Origin of the sequence: Streptomyces bathyalis, from assembly GCF_015910445.1 — a bacterium.
Taxonomy (GTDB): Bacteria; Actinomycetota; Actinomycetes; order Streptomycetales; family Streptomycetaceae; genus Streptomyces; species Streptomyces bathyalis.
Genome location: NZ_CP048882.1, coordinates 1,895,730 through 1,914,238 on the forward strand (window position 1 = coordinate 1,895,730; position 18,509 = coordinate 1,914,238).

General features: G+C 69.8%; 16 protein-coding genes and 3 tRNA genes. 3 read left to right on the forward strand and 16 right to left on the reverse strand.

What is annotated here, in order from left to right:
- The first annotated feature begins 164 nt into the window (after positions 1–164).
- Positions 165–884, forward strand: a complete 720-nt coding sequence (gene ndgR / locus G4Z16_RS08145; protein ID WP_028435366.1) for an IclR family transcriptional regulator NdgR — start codon at positions 165–167, stop codon at positions 882–884.
- Positions 885–961: 77 nt separating this feature from the next.
- Here ndgR and G4Z16_RS08150 read toward each other — a convergent pair whose 3' ends face one another.
- A complete protein-coding gene (locus G4Z16_RS08150; protein WP_197350137.1) occupies positions 962–1,459 on the reverse strand; it encodes a DUF4188 domain-containing protein in 498 nt (165 codons plus the stop codon).
- A gap of 115 nt (positions 1,460–1,574) precedes the next feature.
- Here G4Z16_RS08150 and G4Z16_RS08155 point away from each other — a divergent pair, with 115 nt between their 5' ends.
- Positions 1,575–2,222, forward strand: a complete 648-nt coding sequence (locus G4Z16_RS08155) for a MerR family transcriptional regulator (RefSeq protein WP_197350138.1) — start codon at positions 1,575–1,577, stop codon at positions 2,220–2,222.
- 55 nt (positions 2,223–2,277) lie between these two features.
- On the opposite strand, the gene G4Z16_RS08160 is transcribed toward G4Z16_RS08155, so the two are convergent.
- From G4Z16_RS08160 to G4Z16_RS08225, 14 genes are all read right to left on the reverse strand, one after another.
- Positions 2,278–2,350: transfer RNA gene (locus tag G4Z16_RS08160), tRNA-Glu, on the reverse strand.
- A gap of 30 nt (positions 2,351–2,380) precedes the next feature.
- Positions 2,381–2,453: transfer RNA gene (locus G4Z16_RS08165), tRNA-Glu, on the reverse strand.
- 48 nt (positions 2,454–2,501) lie between these two features.
- A tRNA-Gln gene (locus G4Z16_RS08170) sits at positions 2,502–2,573 on the reverse strand.
- 560 nt (positions 2,574–3,133) lie between these two features.
- Entirely contained in the window at positions 3,134–4,054 is a 921-nt protein-coding gene (locus tag G4Z16_RS08175) for a bifunctional helix-turn-helix transcriptional regulator/GNAT family N-acetyltransferase (RefSeq protein WP_197350139.1), read from the reverse strand.
- Between the two features lie 74 nt (positions 4,055–4,128).
- Complete coding sequence (gene gltX / locus G4Z16_RS08180; protein ID WP_197350140.1) at positions 4,129–5,676, reverse strand: glutamate--tRNA ligase; 1,548 nt, start codon at positions 5,674–5,676, stop codon at positions 4,129–4,131.
- Entirely contained in the window at positions 5,669–6,451 is a 783-nt protein-coding gene (locus tag G4Z16_RS08185; RefSeq protein ID WP_197350141.1) for a fumarylacetoacetate hydrolase family protein, read from the reverse strand. Before G4Z16_RS08185 ends, gltX begins: the two co-directional genes overlap by 8 nt.
- Before the next feature lie 264 nt (positions 6,452–6,715).
- Positions 6,716–7,300 (reverse strand): GTP-binding protein, encoded by a 585-nt coding sequence (locus G4Z16_RS08190; protein ID WP_028435360.1) that lies wholly within the window; start codon positions 7,298–7,300, stop codon positions 6,716–6,718.
- Positions 7,281–7,946 carry a DUF742 domain-containing protein gene (locus G4Z16_RS08195; protein ID WP_197350142.1) on the reverse strand — a complete coding sequence of 222 codons (666 nt, stop codon included), beginning with the start codon at positions 7,944–7,946 and terminating at the stop codon, positions 7,281–7,283. The genes G4Z16_RS08190 and G4Z16_RS08195 overlap by 20 nt, the downstream gene beginning before the upstream one ends.
- 136 nt (positions 7,947–8,082) lie before the next feature.
- The gene (locus G4Z16_RS08200; protein ID WP_037975732.1) at positions 8,083–8,496 is read right to left on the reverse strand and encodes a roadblock/LC7 domain-containing protein; all 414 of its coding nucleotides are present in this window, start codon (positions 8,494–8,496) and stop codon (positions 8,083–8,085) included.
- A gap of 10 nt (positions 8,497–8,506) precedes the next feature.
- A complete protein-coding gene (locus tag G4Z16_RS08205; protein ID WP_197350144.1) occupies positions 8,507–11,692 on the reverse strand; it encodes a sensor histidine kinase in 3,186 nt (1,061 codons plus the stop codon).
- A 371-nt stretch (positions 11,693–12,063) separates the two neighbouring features.
- Complete coding sequence (locus G4Z16_RS08210; protein WP_425508060.1) at positions 12,064–12,684, reverse strand: GTP-binding protein; 621 nt, start codon at positions 12,682–12,684, stop codon at positions 12,064–12,066.
- Positions 12,665–13,075, reverse strand: a complete 411-nt coding sequence (locus tag G4Z16_RS08215; protein WP_028435355.1) for a DUF742 domain-containing protein — start codon at positions 13,073–13,075, stop codon at positions 12,665–12,667. The genes G4Z16_RS08210 and G4Z16_RS08215 overlap by 20 nt, the downstream gene beginning before the upstream one ends.
- 73 nt (positions 13,076–13,148) lie before the next feature.
- Entirely contained in the window at positions 13,149–13,562 is a 414-nt protein-coding gene (locus G4Z16_RS08220) for a roadblock/LC7 domain-containing protein (protein WP_028435354.1), read from the reverse strand.
- Between the two features lie 9 nt (positions 13,563–13,571).
- Positions 13,572–17,234, reverse strand: a complete 3,663-nt coding sequence (locus tag G4Z16_RS08225) for a nitrate- and nitrite sensing domain-containing protein (protein WP_197350146.1) — start codon at positions 17,232–17,234, stop codon at positions 13,572–13,574.
- Positions 17,235–17,783: 549 nt separating this feature from the next.
- Here G4Z16_RS08225 and G4Z16_RS08230 point away from each other — a divergent pair.
- Entirely contained in the window at positions 17,784–17,966 is a 183-nt protein-coding gene (locus G4Z16_RS08230; protein ID WP_197350148.1) for a hypothetical protein, read from the forward strand.
- A 302-nt stretch (positions 17,967–18,268) separates the two neighbouring features.
- Here G4Z16_RS08230 and G4Z16_RS08235 read toward each other — a convergent pair whose 3' ends face one another.
- A complete protein-coding gene (locus tag G4Z16_RS08235; protein ID WP_246530736.1) occupies positions 18,269–18,496 on the reverse strand; it encodes an acyl-CoA carboxylase epsilon subunit in 228 nt (75 codons plus the stop codon).
- Positions 18,497–18,509 lie beyond the last annotated feature (13 nt).

The following is an 18,509-nucleotide window of genomic DNA, read 5'->3' on the forward strand; positions in this document are numbered from 1 at the left end:
TCCGGCCGGCCGCGTCGCCGGCCCACATGTCGAGATCCAATGGCTCACCCCGGCCGCGACGGTCCCGCGGGGATCCGGCCTTGGTGTGCTCCGCCACTCCAGGGTGGCGGGTGGCGCCGGAAAAGGAACTTGCGTTTCATACTCTGAGACGCGAGTATCGACGCATGGACAACTCTAGCGGCGTCGGCGTTCTCGACAAGGCGGCTCTGGTTCTGAGCGCCCTGGAGTCCGGTCCGGCCACCCTCGCCGGGCTGGTCGGGGCGACCGGCCTGGCACGTCCGACGGCACACAGACTCGCGGTGGCCCTGGAGCACCACCGCCTGGTCGCCCGGGACATACAGGGGCGCTTCATTCTCGGCCCGCGCCTCGGCGAACTCGCCGCCGCGGCGGGCGAGGACCGCCTTCTGGCCTCCGCCGGGCCCGTGCTCACGCACCTTCGCGACGTGACGGGCGAGAGCGCACAGCTCTACCGGCGCCAGGGCGACATGCGCATCTGCGTCGCCGCCGCCGAGCGGCTGTCCGGATTGCGGGACACGGTCCCGGTCGGGTCGACCCTGCCGATGAAGGCGGGTTCGGCCGCACAGATCCTCATGGCCTGGGAGGAGCCGGAGCGTCTTCACCGCGGCCTTCAGGGAGCACGCTTCACGGCGACGGCCCTCTCGGGCGTACGGCGCAGGGGCTGGGCCCAGTCCGTGGGTGAGCGCGAACCGGGTGTGGCCTCCGTCTCGGCGCCCGTTCGCGGCCCGTCGAACCGCGTCGTCGCCGCAGTGTCCGTCTCCGGGCCCATCGAGCGGCTGACCCGGCACCCCGGCCGCATGCACGCTCAGGCGATCGTCGACGCCGCCGCGCGGCTGAGCGAGTCGCTGCGCAGGACGACGGGCTGAGCGGCAGCACTTCTCCCCGACGCCGCACACCCCTCTGCCGTAAGCGCTACGCGCCGATCACGCCCCGCCTTCCCGCATCACACGTCGGCCCTGCCGGACGACATCCGCTCCGCTGCGCGCTCGCCGCGCCTGCCGACCGGTTCGGTTCCGTGCGCCGCTCCCAGACCGTATGGCGGAATGTTCACGTAGGCCGACTCGTAGCGGCCCGCCGGCACCACGTAGGTCTCGTGCCAGATCCCCACGCGCGCACCGCCGTTGCGTGCCTTGCGGTTGTACGCCGCCCACGCCGGCCGATGCTCCTTGTCCGCGGCCGAGGCGTACGCGAACAGCTTCTCCTCGGACTCCCAGTACTGCACCACGCTGATGTCGCGGAGCCCGCCGAGCTGAACACGGAAGCCCAGCAGGCCACTTGAGGCGTCCTTCGAGAGCTCCTTCAGCATGCGCGGCATCGCCGCGAAGACGGGCAGCCAACTGCGCAGCGCCCGAAGCTTGTTGATGCGCATCCCGATCAGGAACACGACGACGTCGCCCCGGGCGGCGGCCGTCATCCGTCCCTCCGGCACCTTCCCTGCCATGGCGCACACTCCCGCCCGTAGTTGGATAGCGGCACTATCCACTATAGGATAGTGCCGCTCTCCAAGAAGAAGCGCAAGTGGAAATCGACGGCTCGACGGGACGGGACGGCACACGATGCGTCTGGCGGAACTGAGTGAACGCAGCGGGATCAGCTCCGCGACGGTCAAGTACTACCTGCGCGAGGGGCTGCTTCCGCCGGGCCGCCGGGTCTCGGCGACGCAGGCGGAGTACGAGGAGTCGCACCTGCGGCGGCTCGGCCTCATCCGCGCCCTCACCCAGGTCGGCCGGCTCCCCGTGGCGACGGCCCGCGAGGTTCTGGCCTGCGTCGACGACAGTTCGCTGGACCAGCACAGCCGCATCGGGGCTGCCGTGTGGGCGCTCCCCCACGGTGACCGGCCCGCGCCCGGCGACCCGGAGGCAGCGGCCGCGGAACGCACCGCCCAGGCCCTGCTCGAGGACCTCGACTGGAACTTCTCGCAGTCCGCCGCGTCCGCGTCCCCCGCGTACCGGATGCTGGTGGGAGCGATCGCCGCCCTGCGGCACCTCGGCTACCCGTGCGGCGCGGAGAACCTGCTGCCGTACGCGCGGGCAGCCGCTCAGGTGGCGACGAGCGACCTGGATCTCGTGGCCGGCTACGGCGACGCGGAGGAGCAGATCGAGGCCGCCGTGGCCTGCACGGTGCTCTACGAACCGGTGCTGCTCAGCCTGCGGCGGCTCGCGGAGGCCGAGGAGTCCAACAGACGCTTCAACGCGGAGGGTTGAGAGGCCGCTCACACGGAAGAAGCCCTCCGCGAGCGCGGAGGGCTTCTCGATCGAGTACCCCCGACCGGATTCGAACCGGCGCTACCGCCTTGAGAGGGCGGCGTGCTAGGCCGCTACACAACGGGGGCCCTGCTAAGCCGGTGATCGCCACCGGCCCGTACCCCCGACCGGATTCGAACCGGCGCTACCGCCTTGAGAGGGCGGCGTGCTAGGCCGCTACACAACGGGGGCCTCGATCTTGTGAATTGCGCCTGTGAAGTGCGCCGATACAAGATCGCGCTGGGCTACCAGGACTCGAACCTAGACTAACTGAACCAGAATCAGTCGTGCTGCCAATTACACCATAGCCCACCAAAACGCAACCCCCAGCAGCGTTCTGCCTGATGGGGATCTTGTCCGAGTGACCGCCTTCCGGTCGGGCCTCTCGGCTCCGTCCCGTTCGGCGACAGGAAGAACAGTACCCGATCGACGACGGCGCTCCAAAACGGGTTCCCAGGCAGTACGGGTTCCCTCCTCGCCCGGCGGAAGGCACCACCCGAAGGCCGTCGCGGCGGTCAACCACGCAACAGGTGGGGACCGCCGGGCAGGCCTCCGTGCGATCTTGTGAGAGCCGGACCACGGGCCGCGGAGCCGACCGTCCGTGCGGCGCCAGGACATCCCCGGGCGCGGAGGCGGTCCCGGCGCCGTGGCCGCCGTGTCGTGCCGCGACTGGTGTCAACCACGCAGCGACCCCGCTCACGGCACCTCCCCCCAACTCCTCCCTGGGACTTGGGGGTTCCCTCCCGCCGGAGGGGCCTGCCGACGGGCTGGTCACACATATCGCCGTCCCGAACTGGACATTCCGGTCGGAGGATTGAGGGCCCGAGGAGACCACTTCCCTTGCCCGAGCGCCCACATGGGCCCTTCCGAGGTCAGGAATCTCCGTCGGCTGCGGCTGCGGCTGCGGTGCCGGTGATGCGCTTCTCGAACCAGTGGTGCGCGTAGGGCTCGTCGTTGAAGGCTGCGACCTCCTCGAAGCCGAAGGACCGGTACAGGCCGATCGCGGCGGTCAGCGCCGTGTTGGTGTCCAGGCGCAGGGCGTCGAAGCCGTGCTGTGCGGCACGCGCCTCCAACTCGGCCAGGAAGCGGCGGGCCAGGCCGAGGCCGCGGGCACGGGGCGCGACCCACATGCGCTTGATCTCGGCCGCGGTGCCTGCGGGGAGCTTCAACCCGGCGCAGCCGACGGGCTCGCCCTGAAGCCGGGCGACCAGGAACAGGCCGCTCGGAGGCCGGAGTTCACCGGCGTCGGGCAGCAGGCTCCGCGCCGGGTCGAAACCCGTGTCGAAGCGCTCCTGGAGCTCGGTGAAGTAGCCCTGCAGGCAGTGCCGGGCGTCGTGGTGGTCCGGGTCGACGACGTCCAGGGTCACCGTCCCGGCGGTCAGCAGCCGGTCGACCTCGGCCATGGCCTCCACCAGCCGTACCCGCTGCGCGCTGTTGAGCGGCTCCAGCATGGAGCCGGCCAGTTCGTCGCTGCGGTCGTCGAGCACGGCGCGTTCGGCGCGGCCGGTGGCCGTGAGCCGGACTGTGCGCACCCGCCTGTCCCGCGGCTGCGGCTCCACCGTCACCAGCCCGGCGGCCTCCAGCGAGCGCAGCAGCCGGCTGATGTAGCCGGAGTCGAGCCCGAGGCGCTCGCGCAGCCGCCGCACGTCCTGCCCCTGGTCGCCGATCTCCCAGAGCAGGCGGGCCTCGCCGATGGGCCTGTCGCGGCCCAGGTAGTGGTCGTAGAGCACGCCCACGCGTTCGGTGACGGTGCGGTTGAACCGCCGCACCTGATCGATCTGCACATCAGCCATTCTCTGACTCTAGTCAGAGAATGGCTTTCAGGGCCAGGGTCGGCGGTCACCGCGCAGCTCACATCGCAGGGAGCTCAGCCGTCCTGCTGTGCCGCCACCTTCTCCAGCGCCGCGTCCACGCGCGCCAACGTCCGCTCGCGGCCCAGGACTTCGAGGGACTCGAAGAGCGGGAGGCCCACCGTGCGGCCCGTGACCGCGACGCGTACCGGGGCCTGGGCCTTGCCGAGCTTGAGGCCGTGCTCCTCGCCGGCGGCCAGCACGGCCTCCTTGAGGGCCTCAGCCTTCCAGTCGGCGTCGGCGAGCTTCGTACGGGCGGTGCGCAGCACGTCCTCGGCGCCGGGCTTCATCGCCTTCGCCCAGGACGCCTCGTCCTCCACGGGCTCGTCGAGGAAGAGGAAGTCGACGTTGGCGGTGATGTCGGAGAGGACCGTCAGCCGCGTCTGGGCAAGGGGGGCCAGCTCCTCGAAGGCCGCGCGGTCGAAGGACTCCTCGCGCCACGGCGCGAAGGGGGCGTGCAGCCATGGCTCGCAGGCCGAGATGAAGTCCCCGGGCGGCATCTCGCGCAGATGTGTGGCGTTGATGGCCTCGCACTTCTTCAGGTCGAAGCGGGCCGGGTTGGCGTTGACGTCGGAGATCTCGAAGGCGGCGATCATCTCGTCCAGCGAGAAGATGTCGCGGTCCTCGGCGATCGACCAGCCCAGCAGCGCAAGGTAGTTGAGCAGGCCCTGCGGCAGGAAGCCGCGCTCGCGGTAGAGGTTGAGGGATGCCTGCGGGTCGCGCTTGGAGAGCTTCTTGTTGCCCTCGCCCATGACGTACGGGAGATGACCGAAGGCCGGGATCGTGCCGGCGCCGACGCCGAGCTCCGCGAGTGCGCGGTAGAGGGCGATCTGGCGCGGGGTGGACGAGAGCAGGTCCTCGCCGCGCAGAACGTGCGTGATCTCCATCAGCGCGTCGTCGACCGGGTTGACCAGCGTGTAGAGCGGGGCTCCGTTGGCGCGGACGATGCCGTAGTCCGTGACGTTCTCGGGTGAGAACGTCAGCTCTCCGCGCACCAGGTCGGTGAAGGTGATCGGCTCGTCCGGCATGCGGAAGCGCACGATGTGCGTGCGCCCTTCGGCCTCGTACGCGGCGATCTGCTCGGCGGTCAGCTCGCGGCACTTGCCGTCGTAACCGGACGGCCTGCCGGCCTTGCGGGCCGCCTCACGGCGCGCGTCCAGTTCCTCGGCGGTGCAGTAGCAGGGGTAGGCGAAGCCGCCCTCCTGGAGCCTGGCCGCGACGTCGGCGTAGATCTCGGTGCGCTGCGACTGGCGGTACGGGCCGTGCGGGCCGCCGCTTCCGCCGGAGGCGGCGTCGAAGGCCGTGGGCCCCTCGTCCCAGTCGAGGCCGAGCCAGCGCATGGCGTCCAGCAGCTGCTCGTACGACTCCTCCGTGTCACGGGCCGCGTCGGTGTCCTCGATGCGGAAGACGAGCGTTCCGCCGTGGTGCCGGGCGAACGCCCAGTTGAACAGGGCGGTCCGGATGAGGCCGACGTGGGGGTTGCCCGTCGGTGAGGGGCAGAACCGTACGCGTACGTCCTTCGTGACGTCCGTGGACGGGGATGCGGGCGCGGTCGCGTCAGTCACGCTTGACCACCTTGTTGGTGAGAGTGCCGATGCCTTCGATGGTGACGGCGACCTCGTCGCCGATGGTGAGCGGGCCGACGCCCGCCGGGGTTCCGGTGAGGATGACGTCACCCGGAAGGAGCGTCATGGCCTCCGTGATGTGGACGACCAGGTCCTCGACGGAGCGGATCATCTCGCTCGTGCGCCCGAGCTGTCGCTGCTCGCCGTTGACCGTGCACATCACGCCGAGGTCGGAGGCGTCCAGCTCGGTCTCGACCCAGGGGCCGAGCGGGCAGGATGTGTCGAAGCCCTTGGCGCGTGCCCACTGCAACTCGCTGCGCTGGATGTCCCGGGCGGTGATGTCGTTGCCGCAGGTGTAGCCGAGGATCACGTCCTTGACGCGCTCGCGGGGCACGTCCTTGCACAACCGGCCGATGACGACGGCCAGTTCGGCCTCGTAGTGCACCTCCGAGGAGAAGGAGGGGTACGTCACCGGGTCGTGCGGGCCGCACACGGAGGTGGACGGCTTGAAGAAGACGACCGGAGCGTCGGGGACCTCGTTGCCCAACTCCTTGGCGTGCTCGGCGTAGTTGCGGCCGATCGCGACGACCTTGTTGGGCAGTACGGGCGGCAGCAGCCGGACCTTGTCCAGGGGGAGCTTCTGGCCCGAGCGCTCGAACTCCGCAAAGGGATGGCCCTTGATGATGTCGAGCACGGGGCCGCCTTCGGTCTGCGCGTCCCCTTCCACGACACCGAAGGCGACGTTGCCGTCGAGGGAGAATCTTGCGATGCGCACGGGTTGGGGCTGCCCTTCAGACGTGGCCGGACGGGGTGACGACGCTCCAGCGTATTCCACACCGCCGGGTGGGCCGCTCCCCCACCCTCCCCGCCGCTTCCGCGCCCGCGTGCGGCGGTGTCCGCCCGGCACGGGCAGCCTTCCGCGCAGCGTTGCGCGCGGGGCCGCGGACGACGGTTCAGCAACGACGAAGAGCCGGACCGAGGTCCGGCTCCTTCATCGTGCGGGGGCGCCGGCCCTGGGGCCGTGCGCCAGGTGTGCGCTCTAGCGCAGGCGTGCCATCAGCGCGTGCTCGACGAGCGTGATCAACGCGCTCTTCGCGTCCGCGCGGTGGCGCGCGTCCGTCGTGATGATGGGGGCGTCGGGCCCGATCTGAAGGGCCTCGCGGACCTCCTCCGGCGTGTAGGGCTGATGCCCGTCGAAGCCGTTCAGGGCGATCACGAAGGGGAGGCCTGAGTTCTCGAAGTAGTCCACTGCCGGGAAGCAGTCCGCGAGCCGGCGCGTGTCGACGAGGACGACCGCGCCGATCGCACCGCGGACCAGGTCGTCCCACATGAACCAGAAGCGGTCCTGACCGGGCGTACCGAAGAGGTACAGGATCAGGTCCTGGTCCAGGGTGATACGGCCGAAGTCCATGGCCACCGTCGTGGTGGTCTTGTCCGCGGTGTGAGACAGGTCGTCGATACCGGCCGACGCCGAAGTCATCACGGCTTCCGTGCGCAGCGGATTGATCTCCGACACGGCACCGACGAAGGTCGTCTTGCCCACACCGAAACCGCCAGCAACCACGATCTTCGCGGAGGTGGTGGAACGGGCAGCAGCGCCGCCGCTAGAGCTTCCGAAGTCCACTGAGCACCCTTTCGAGCAGTGTCACGTCTGGCTGACCGTCGGAGTTGCTGTCGTCGCCGCCCGGCTGGTGGATGGCGACAAGGCCCGCTTCGGCCAGGTCGGCGACGAGGATACGGGCGACGCCGAGCGGAATGGTGAGAAGTGCGGAGATCTCAGCTACCGATTTGATCTCGTAGCACAGGCGGCAGATCCGCTGGTGCTCGGGCAACTGCCCCTGGAGCCTGGCGGGTTCGGCCGAGGTGTGCACCAGCGCCTCGATGGCGAGCTGGTAGCGGGGACGGGTCCGTCCACCCGTCATGGCGTACGGGCGTACCAGCGGCTGCTGCTCGCTGCGGCCACCCTGGTTTGCGTAGTCCTTGCGCGGCTGCGGCTGCACCGGCTGGATGCGCGGCGGCGGTGCCTGTTCGAACTGGCGCCGCTCGAACTCGCGGTCGTAGCGCGACGAGTCGTACAGCCCTTCCTCGTACCGGGAGGTCTGACGGCGCCGTGGCGAAGGCGGTGGCTGGGCGGGCCCCTGCTGCTCGTCACCGGGCTGCCCGCCGGCGGCATGCCTGCTGGGCGTGGAGGGGAAGTTGAAGCGCCGCGGGCGCTCGTTCTCACCATGACCACTGCCGTACGACGACGGGCCGCCTGGGGGCATTGTCATGTCTCCTCCTCCGACTCAAGAACGTGCGGGCCACACATTGTTCCGTCCTGCTTTAGCACCACCTTCAGCGGCACCGCACTCAACGCACCTTATGGCGCCTGGGCGCAACGCGCACTGCCTGTCTGCCGGTTGAGAACTAGTTCAGCAGGCTTCCTTGCAGTTCAGCGCGGAGATCGGGCGTGAGAACCGTGCCCGCGCGGTCGACGAGAAGTGCCATTTCGTAGCCGACCAGTCCGATGTCGGCCTCGGGATGTGCAAGAACCGCGAGCGCTGAGCCGTCGGAAATGGACATGATGAAGAGAAATCCTCGCTCCATCTCCACAACCGTCTGGTTAACGCTGCCGCCCTCGAAGATGCGGGAGGCTCCGGCGGTGAGTGAGGTAAGCCCGGACGCGACGGCCGCCAACTGGTCGGCGCGGTCACGCGGGAAGCCCTCGGACATCGCGAGCAGAAGCCCGTCCGCGGAGACCACCACTGTGTGGGAAACACCCGGGGTGCTGTCCACGAAGTTGGTGATCAACCAGTTCAGGTTCTGCGCCGCCTGGCTCATCGGGCTCACACTAACGCTCCTGATCGTAGGTGCTGCCGGGGCCGAAGCCCTGTCGGTCATTCTGGGAGGCGTCACCCGCGTCGCGCCCTCGGCGTATGCCGCGGTGGAGGTTGCTGAGCCTGCCGCGGACGTCCTCGGGTGCGCGGGAGACCATGGGGCCTCCCGGCGGGTTCGCATCGGCGGTGCCCGCGACCAGGTTGGCCCTGGGCACCCGCCGGGGAAGGCCGGATGGAGTGAGACCACTGGACTGCGGGTCACGCAGCCGGCCTGCCCGGCTCCAGCGCTCGTCGTTGGCGTTACGCCAATCCTCGGAAGGTTCCGGTTGAGGCTGGTGCTGCTGGTGTTGCTCTTCCGGTCCCGCCTCGTGCCGTGACCGCCCCGCCTCCCGGCGCGGCAGGCCAGCGCCGGTTGTGGTGCGATAACTGCTCGGGGTGGGGCCCGGACGGTCGAAGCCTACGCGGTCCCGCCCATTCTCGTGAACGCCCGTACCTGATTCCGCTTCGGGTCCCTGGGAGGCGTATGAACTGCCGTGGGGCGGCAACTGCTCGGGCTGGGCGGGCAGTTGGGTCTCACCCGTCGGGCGGCGCTCGTCGAACGGCGACAGCAGCTGTGACGGGAATCCCGGCTCCTGCCCGCGCTGCTCCCACTCACGAGGCTGCTCCGGTTGCTCGGGCGCCTGCCACTGGTCCTCCGGCTCCTGCCAGCCCTCGCGCGGCTCCTGCCACTGGTCCTCCGGCTCCTGCCAGCGCTCGCGCGGCTCCTGCCACTGCTCCTGAGCACGCCACTGCGACGGCTGTTCCTGCTGGTCCCGGAAGTCCCGCGGCTCCTGCGTCCCGTCGCGCGGGCTGTCCCACTCGGGCTCGCTCTGCCGGCTCTCCAGCGCTTCACGGCGTTCGTCCCGCAGCTGTGAACGTCCGACCGGGTCGAGGGGACCGAGCGAGGAGAGATCGTCGGGCACTTCGTAGCGACCGGTGTCGAAGCCCAGCTCGCCTGCGGCACGGGAGGGCGGCAGACCGCGCCCGCCCTGCCCGGGAATCGGCTGCGGGGGCGGCTCCGGCATGATCCGGGAGACCGTGAAGTCCTCGTAGCCCTCTTCCTCGCCGCCGCCTCCGCGCGTGATCGCTTCGGGCAGCATGACCAGGCACGTCGTGCCGACCTGCTCACCGGAGGGCCGCAGCTGAACGCGTATGCCGTGCCGGTCGGCGAGGCGGCCGACCACGAACAGGCCCATGCGGCGGGCGAGGCTGGCGTCCACGGTCGGCGGATTGGCCAGTTTGTGATTGATGTCCGCGAAGTCCTCCCCGGTCAGACCCACTCCCTTGTCGTGGATCTCGACCACGACGCGGTCGTCCGGCAGCCGCGTGGCGGTGACGTCGACCTTCGTCTGCGGCGAGGAGAAGGACGTGGCGTTCTCCAGCAGCTCGGCGAGAAGGTGCACGAGGTCGTTGACGACCTGGCCGTGGATCTCCATCTCCGGGATGCCGGAGAGCTCGATGCGCTCGTAGTGCTCCACCTCGGACGACGCGGCACGGAGGATGTCCACCAGCGGCACCGGTTCGTTCCAGCTGCGGCCGGGCTCCTCGCCGGCGAGGACGAGGAGGTTCTCGCCGTTGCGCCGCATGCGGGTCGCGAGGTGGTCCAGGCGGAAGAGGCTCTCCAGCTGGTCCGGGTCGGCCTCGTTGTTCTCCAGGTCGGAGATCAGGCCGAGTTGGCGCTCGATGAGGCCCTGGTTGCGGCTGGAGAGGTTGGTGAAGATCGCGTTGACGTTGCCGCGCAGCAGCGCCTGCTCGGCGGCGAGACGCACGGCCTCGCGGTGCACCTGGTCGAAGGCGCGGGCGACTTCGCCGATCTCGTCGGTGCTGTCGATCGGGATGGGCGCGACGCGGGTGTCGACGCGGCCCGGGTCCGTACGCGAGAGCTGATCGACGAGCATCGGAAGCCGCTGCTGGGCGACGTCGAAGGCGGCGTTGCGCAGATTGCCCATGCTGCGGCTCATCGAGCGGGCCATCATGCCCGCGAGGAAGAACGCGATCAGCAGTGCGACCAGCACGATCAGGGCGTTGACCAGGGCGTCGCGAGCGGCGTCGTCGGAGATCTGCTGGGTCTCGTCGACGGCCCGCTCGGTGAGCTCCTTCTCGACGGCGCGGTAGGCGTCGAACTTCCCGGTGGTCGTCGCGAACCAGCTCTCCGGGGTGACGCCCTTGGAGGCCAGTGCCCGCTTGCCGGCGCCCGAGACGATCATCGGGATCGCCTTCTGCGTCGACGGCGGCGGCACGAAGTCCCTGCCCGCGGCCGTCGCCTTGGCCTCGGCCTTGGCGGCGTGCTCCTTGCCCTTCGCGGAGGCCTTGGCGCTCTCCTGCTTCATGAGCTTCACGTCTTCGGGGCGGCCGCCGCCGACGTACTCCTCCATGGCGATGCGCTCGAGGTAGGCGTACGAAGTCAGGCCCGTGCGCTGCCGCTGCACATCCTCCTTGCGCGGGCCCGGCCGCATCAGCAGGTGCATGCCTATGGAGCGCTCGAGGGACTGGGCCGCCTTGCCCAGCGACACGGAGTAGACGGTGCGGCCGTAGGAGGTGATGTTGCCCGTGCCGAAGCCGAGTTCGTTGGAGAACTCCATCAGCGGGTGCTGGACGGCGACGTAGCCCTCCTCGGTCTGCACGCCACCGAGGCGCTTGCTGTAGGCGGCCGCGCGCAGGGGGCCCAGCTTGGGCTCCACCTTGCGGAAGACGGCGAGACGGCGTTCCAGGCCGGGCTTGTCGGGCATTGCGGACGCGGCCCGGTCGAAGTCCTTCTTGGCCCGGTCGGTGACGGTGCGGGCGCGCTCCACTGCCGGATCGTTACGCCTGCCTGCCAGCAGAGGCGCCGCGGTGCGGTCGCGCTCGTCGATCAGGGCATTGCCGTAAGTGGCCGCGGCGCGCACGAGTTCGGCCGTGCGCTGGGCGTCCTCGGCCTCGCTCCACGTGTCGACCGAGTCGCTCACGCGGAAGCCGCCGAAGACGAGACCCACGAGTACGGGGATGAGGAGGATCGCGTACAGCCTCGTCCTCACACGCCAGTTACGCACGGCCAGGCGGTTGCCCGGACGGCCCGCACCACCGGGAAGGTCGGATGCCACCGAACCCCTCGGCGGCGGGGTGAAGTTACCCCTCGACTCCACCCCGGCTCCGGCCGCAGCGCCCGTCTTGCTTCGCCTCACGCGACTCCTCACCTCTTGACCCTCGGTGTCCGTATCCGACGTCCATGGGTCGGCGACGTGCCAACTCGCTACTGCTGAGTTCAGCGCATTTCAGCACGTCAGCGTTGCGCCCACCAAACACCTGCTCGGGAGCCCCGCGGAGGCTCAACCGGTCCGGAAAATCGGGCACACGAGGACAAGAGGAACAAAGAGGTCAGGATTTGTGAGCAGAGTGAAGCCTTTTGCTCGCCAGCCGTGTTCATGGCCACGTAATTCACTGTCGAAACGTTATGAACCTGAAGGAGCTCAGCGAACAACACAGCCGGGCGGAGAGACTCCAGCCCGGCTGTGTGATCAACTCGTCGCGCTGCGGGTCGAGTTGACTGCGCGTCTCACTTGAGGCGGGCGAGCAGTGCGTGCTCGACCAGCGTGATCAGGGCACTCTTCGCCTCAGCACGGTGCCTGGCGTCGGTGACGATGATCGGAGCGTCCGGGCCGATCTGCAGGGCCTCGCGGACCTCTTCGGGCGTGTAGGGCTGATGCCCGTCGAAGCCGTTCAGGGCGATGATGAACGGCAGCCCCGAGTTCTCGAAGTAGTCCACTGCCGGGAAGCAGTCCGCCAGGCGGCGCGTGTCGACGAGGACGACCGCACCGATCGCACCACGGACCAGGTCGTCCCACATGAACCAGAAACGATCCTGCCCGGGCGTGCCGAACAGGTACAGGATCAGGTCGTCGTCGAGCGTGATACGGCCGAAGTCCATGGCCACCGTCGTGGTGGTCTTGCCTCCGGTGTGGGTCAGATCGTCGATCCCGGCGGAGGCGGACGTCATGACCGCTTCGGTACGGAGAGGATTGATCTCCGAGACCGCACCTACGAAGGTCGTCTTGCCCACACCGAAACCGCCGGCCACCACGATCTTCGCGGAGGTCGTCGAACGGCCGGGGGTCGGGGCTCCGGCTCCGTAACCCACCATCTGGCCCGTCTGCGGGCTAGAGCTTGCGAAGTCCACTGAGCACCCTTTCGAGCAACGTCACATCTGGCGCGCCGCCGGGCTCGGAGCCACCGCCGGGCTGGTGGATGGCCACCATTCCGGCCTCGGCGAGATCGGCGACCAGGATCCGGGCCACTCCCAGCGGTATCGCCAGCAGGGCCGATACCTCCGCGACCGACTTGACCTCCCGGCACAGATGGCAGATGCGCTGGTGTTCCGGGAGGAGCCCCTGGAGCTGAACCGGGTCAGCGCTGGTGCTCACCAGTGCTTCGATGGCGAGCTGGTAGCGCGGCCGGGTTCGGCCGCCCGTCATCGCATAAGGGCGCACCAGCGGCTGGTCGCCCTCACCTCCGTACGGTGCGTGCTGGTATGGGGCACCGTACGGGCCGGGCGAGGCTGGCGGGGTCATGGCTCCTCCGGGGAAGGCATGAGGTCGGGGTCGGATAACGGTCTGAGGTGGCTCATGTCGGGGAGCTTTCGGGTCAGTTGAGGATGCTCCCCTGAAGTTCAGCGCGCACGTCAGGGGTGAGAACGGTTCCTGCGCGGTCTACGAGTAGTGCCATCTCGTATCCGATGAGACCGATGTCAGCCTCAGGATGAGCGAGGACGGCCAGAGACGAACCGTCCGAGATGGACATGATGAAGAGGAAGCCTCGCTCCATCTCCACCACGGTCTGATTGACGGGGCCTCCCTCGAAGATGCGGGAGGCACCCGCGGTCAGTGAGGTCAGCCCGGACGCGACCGCCGCCAACTGATCGGCGCGGTCGCGCGGGAATCCCTCGGACATGGCCAGAAGGAGGCCGTCCGCGGAGACCACCACCGTGTGTGACACACCTGGGGTGTTGTCCACGAAGTTGGTGATCAACCAGTTCAGATTCTGCGCCGCCTGGCTCATCGGACTCAACTAACGCTCCTGCTGGTAATGGGGGCCTATGCCGCGGCCGTTGGTTGTACCGGCTTGTCGGCCCTGCTGGATGCCGCGACGGAGGTTCGTCAGCCTGCCGCGGACGTCATCGGGTGCACGCGAGACCTGCGGTCCTGCTTGTGCGGAGGACTGCTGCTGTGCGGTGCCCGCGACCAGGTTGGCGCGGGGCACGCGACGCGGCAGACCGGAGGTGGTCACTCCGCCCGCGGCGGGCTGACGCACCTGCTCCGCACGGCGCCAGCGCTCGTCGTTGGGCGAGGCGCCCCAGTGGGCACCGGTGTCGGCGACGTGGTGAGCCCCGGTGGAATGCGACGAGTTCGCCGCCACTCCCTCGGAGGTTCCACGGGCCGCGTGCCGCTGCGGCATCGGCGGCACGGCCGAGGCCGGCTGCCCTGGCCGCGGGGCGGGCGCGTGCTGGGAGGAGGACCGCTCTGGCTGCGGCGCGGACTCGGGCTCCCGTGGTGGCGGGGGCGCCGAGGACGCGGCACGGAACCAGTTGGACTCGATCGACTCGAAGATCGGCGTCGGGGCGTCGGCCGCGGCCGGCGGCCCCGAGGGTATGCCGAAGTCCGGGTCGTACGAGGTCTCCTGGTCGCCCTGCGACTGCTCGCGTCCGGCAGCGGCGCCCTGGCCGCCGCTGGACGCGTTGGTGTAGCCGGGGCGGGCGAACTCGCCGGTCTCGCTGGACTCGGACTCGTCGTGACCGCGGGGGCCGTCCTCTCCGGGACCGGAGGCCGTCGCCCAGCTCGGACGAGGCTGGTTCCACTCGTCCGGGCGCATGAACTGCGAGGTGTCGCTGGGACCGCCGGGCTGCGGACGCTCGAACTCGCCGGTGTCCGACCCGGACTGGGGACGCTGGAACTCACCCGTGTCGGATCCCGACTGGGGACGCGCGAACGGGTTCGGCTCCGAGGGCGCCTGCGGACGCTGGAACTCGCCCGAGTCGGACCCCGACTGGGGACGCGCGAACGGGTTCGGCTCCGACGGGGCCTGCGGACGCTGGAACTCGCCGGTGTCCGAAGGCGACGGCGGCATGGCGTACTCGCCGCTGGGCTGGTTCTCACGCTCCCACGAGCCGCCCCAGCCGGCGCCGGGCCTTTCGAACTCGGCGGGCTCGGGGCCGCCCTGGCCGCTGTCGCTGCCGGAGGGACCGGGCAGCGCTCCGGCCGGGCCGCTGCGCTGCGGGAGCGGGGGCACCTGGCGGTTCGGCGGGCCCTCCTGGCCCCTGCCCGGACCGCCCGGCCCGCTGCCGAAGAGGTTGGTGGTCGGAGGACCGCCCTCGCCCTGGCCGCTGCCGGCGCCCACGGGGACGTCCGAACCGGGCAGCGCCGGACGGGGCTCACCGCCGCCGACCTGACGTGACGGGGCACCGCCCAGCTTGGACGGGCCGGAACCACCGGGACCGGCACCGGGCCCGCGCTGCAGCGCGGCGGCCAGGCCGGCGCCCTTGGGCACGCTCGGGCCGTTGCCGCCAGGACCGCCCGCACCGGCGGGCTTGCCCTTGGACTGCGGGCTCTGAGCACCGCCCTGTGCCACGTCGACGGGAAGCATGACGAGGGCCGTCGTGCCGCCGGAGTCGGACGGGCGCAGCTGGATGCGGATGCCGTGCCGCAGGGAGAGGCGGCCGACCACGAAGAGGCCCATGCGGCGGGAGACCGACACGTCGACGGTTGGCGGGCTGGCCAGCCGCTCGTTGATCGCCGAGAGGTCCTCCGGGGAGAGGCCGATGCCGGTGTCGTGGATCTCGACCAGCACACGGCCGTCGGGCAGTGCGTGACCGGTGACCTTGACCTTCGTCTGCGGCGAGGAGAACGACGTCGCGTTCTCCAGCAGCTCGGCGAGCAGGTGCACGAGGTCGTTGACGACTCGGCCCGCGACCTCGGTGGCCGGGACGGAGTTCAGCTCGATCCGCTCGTACTGCTCCACCTCGGAGGCCGCGGCGCGCAGCACGTCGACGAGCGGAACGGGCCTGGTCCAGCGGCGGCCCGGCTCCTCGCCCGCGAGGACGAGCAGGTTCTCACCGTTACGCCGCATGCGGGTCGCGAGGTGGTCCAGCTTGAAGAGCGAGGAGAGCTGGTCCGGGTCGGCCTCGCGGGACTCCAGCTCGGATATGAGCGAGAGCTGACGCTGGATGAGGCCCTGGCTGCGCCGGGAGAGGTTGGTGAACATCGCGTTGTCGTTGCCCCGCAGCAGGGCCTGCTCGCCGGCGAGCCGGACGGCCTCGCGGTGGACGTCGTCGAACGCGGAGGCCACCTTGCCGATCTCGTCCCGGCTGTGGACACCGACGGACTCGACGGAGGTGTCGACGTCCTGCGGCTCGGACTCGGACATCTGGCGGACCAGCTCGGGCAGCCGCTTACGGGCGACGTCCTGGGCCGTGTCCTGCAGGCGCCGCAGCGAGCGGACCATGGAGCGGGCGACGACGAACGCGCCGACGAGGGATATGCCGAGGACCAGGAGGATCACGGCGCCGTTGAGGAACGCCTCGCGCTGTGCGTCGGCGCGCAGCTCACGGGCCTGCTGCTCCATCTGCGAGAGCAGCGTGGACTCGATCTTCCCCATCTCGTCGATCTTGGAGCGGTCCTGGTCGTACCAGTCGGGGTACGAGCGGTTCTCGCTCTTGATGCCGTCGGGGTTGTTCAGCACGCGGTCGCGGTACTTGTCCGCCAGCGTGATGTTGACGACGCCGCCGTCCAGCGGCTTGGTCAGCGCGGAGGCCTTCTCCTCGCCGTAGATCTGGTTGAAGCTGCCGAGCGAGGCGCTCTCGCTCTCGGCGGCCGTCTTCGCGTAGAGCCGGTCGCTCTCGGAGAGTTCGGGACCGCCCTTGCGCGCGAGACCGGCGGAGATGATCGCCCGCTGGATGGAGGCGTACTCCTTGGCGGTGGAGAACGACGCGAGAGCACGCGTGCTCTGGATCATCTCGGAGTTGTTGGTCGCCTGCGCCATGTCCTGGGACAGGGCGAGCAGCGAATCGATCAGCTGGTTGTAGCTGTTGACCGTCTGCGAGACCGAAGAGGGGTTGTCGTACGCGCGCTCGCGGATGTTCTTGATCGCGGTCAGCTGCCGGGTGATGTCCAGAACGGTGGACTGGACGCCCGCCATCACCCTGTCGCTGCCGTCGATGTCGGCCGTGGCTTCCTTGAACGCCTGGAAGGACTGGTCCGTCTTCTCACGCGGACCGACGACGGTGTCGTCCTTGGAGTCCCCGGTGGCGGTCAGCGGGCCGGCCGAGCGGTCGCGCTCCTCCTGGAGGGCCGAGGCGAGCTCCGTCGCCTGCTCGGTCATCTCCGTGAGCAGCTTCATGTTGTCGAGCTGGTCGACGTTCCCGAGGGAGTCCTGGATCCGAAGGGCACCCAGCGTCGTTGCCGCGACCACGGGTAGGGCGAGGAGCGACACCAGGCGCGTACTGATCCGCCAGTTACGCAGGGCGGCTCGCGAGCCCGGCCCAGGAGGCGTCCTGAGGCGCTGCTCGGCGCTCTTGTCGCTTTTGACGGCCGGGCGGTTGGACCCGCCGTCCTCTTCGTGCACCGCGGCCGTCGGGCCGCTCTGCTGGGCGCGCTGGGGTGTGGATCCGCGGTCCGCTGTTCCGCGCGGCTCCGGATCCCCCGCAGCGCTGCCATCCCTCTTGAAACGTCCCTGCACTAGCGTCGCAACCTCTGGACCAGGCGCCCCTCCGCTTGGGACGGCGGGACGGTATCGAGTCGTGGGGGTCCCAAGGCCCCCCTGGCGGTCGTGATGTGACCGGCGCGCGTCCCCTGACCGCCGCGCGGCGCTGCTCTGCGCCCCTGCGCGCCGGTTGTTTCCCGCAGCGGTCCGTGGAATTCCAGCACAGTGCCGGATCTCCAACAAGGCCTGTGGAAAACCCGGGAGAAGCGGTGACGCTCCGCCGATATTCCATCACCTTCTGTGCGGCGCACTTCCCGTGATTCCGGACTTTTCAGCTGCGGACCGCCGGTCCCTCGCACCCCAGCAGTATCAGGCCGGGAGACGGAACCTCACATCTGGCCCCGATGTCCGGTTCGGCGCTCACAGCACCTCATCACGTAAGTCCCTTTTGCTCACGCTCCGGTGAGCAACCTCACACGCTCCGCGTCGTCCGCGTCACGTAACGAAATGAAAATGGGTCCTAGTCTGGTTTACACAACACCGGGGAACGACAAGCCAATTGGAAAGTGAGAGGTACGGTCGAGCGTGAAGACCACCCTTATCATGCGCAACACAGCCAACCCGCGCCGCACCACCCTTGCCCATCTTGAGGACGCGGACGAGTTGACCACGAGGGCCGTCGCCGAAGAGGCCGTGTTCCTCGACACGCTGGAGGCACGGACCGCGAATCCCGGGCGCACCGTGCTCGAGGACGAACCCGTCGGCTGAGCTCCGGCGCCGATGACGCAGAAGGACGGCCTCCCGTGAGTTCCGCCGGGAGGCCGTCCTTTGCCGTTCGCGTCTTCCGCTTCCGCGCTGCACGTCGTGCCGTCAACGGGCCTTGGCCCCCCGGGCATTCGCTGAGCGGCGAGCCGTTCGAGGGGGCCGTGAAGGGCGGGCCGCCCGGCTCAGGCGCTCAACCGCCCCGTCCGGCACCGGAGTTCGGTCCGGCCGCCTGAAGCCGCGCCGAAGCCGGCTGAGGCCCGGCGGAGGCCCGGCGGAGGCCCGATCGAGCCTCCGCGCGGTCCCGCTCAGCCCTGCCAGCTGTGCGGCGCCCTGAAGCCGCGTGCGCGCTCCAGGCGCCTCCAGCCCGCCTTGCCGCTCCCCGCGGCGCGTGCGGCCGGAATCTCGGCGTGCCGGGCGGAGGCCGCGGCGCGGGCGAGCAGCAGCGCCGTGACGGCGGCGAGTTCCTCCTCGCTGGCCTCGCCCTTCTCCACGCGGACGAGACGGCTGCTGACGGCTGTGTCGGTCGGGTTCATCGAAGTATTCATC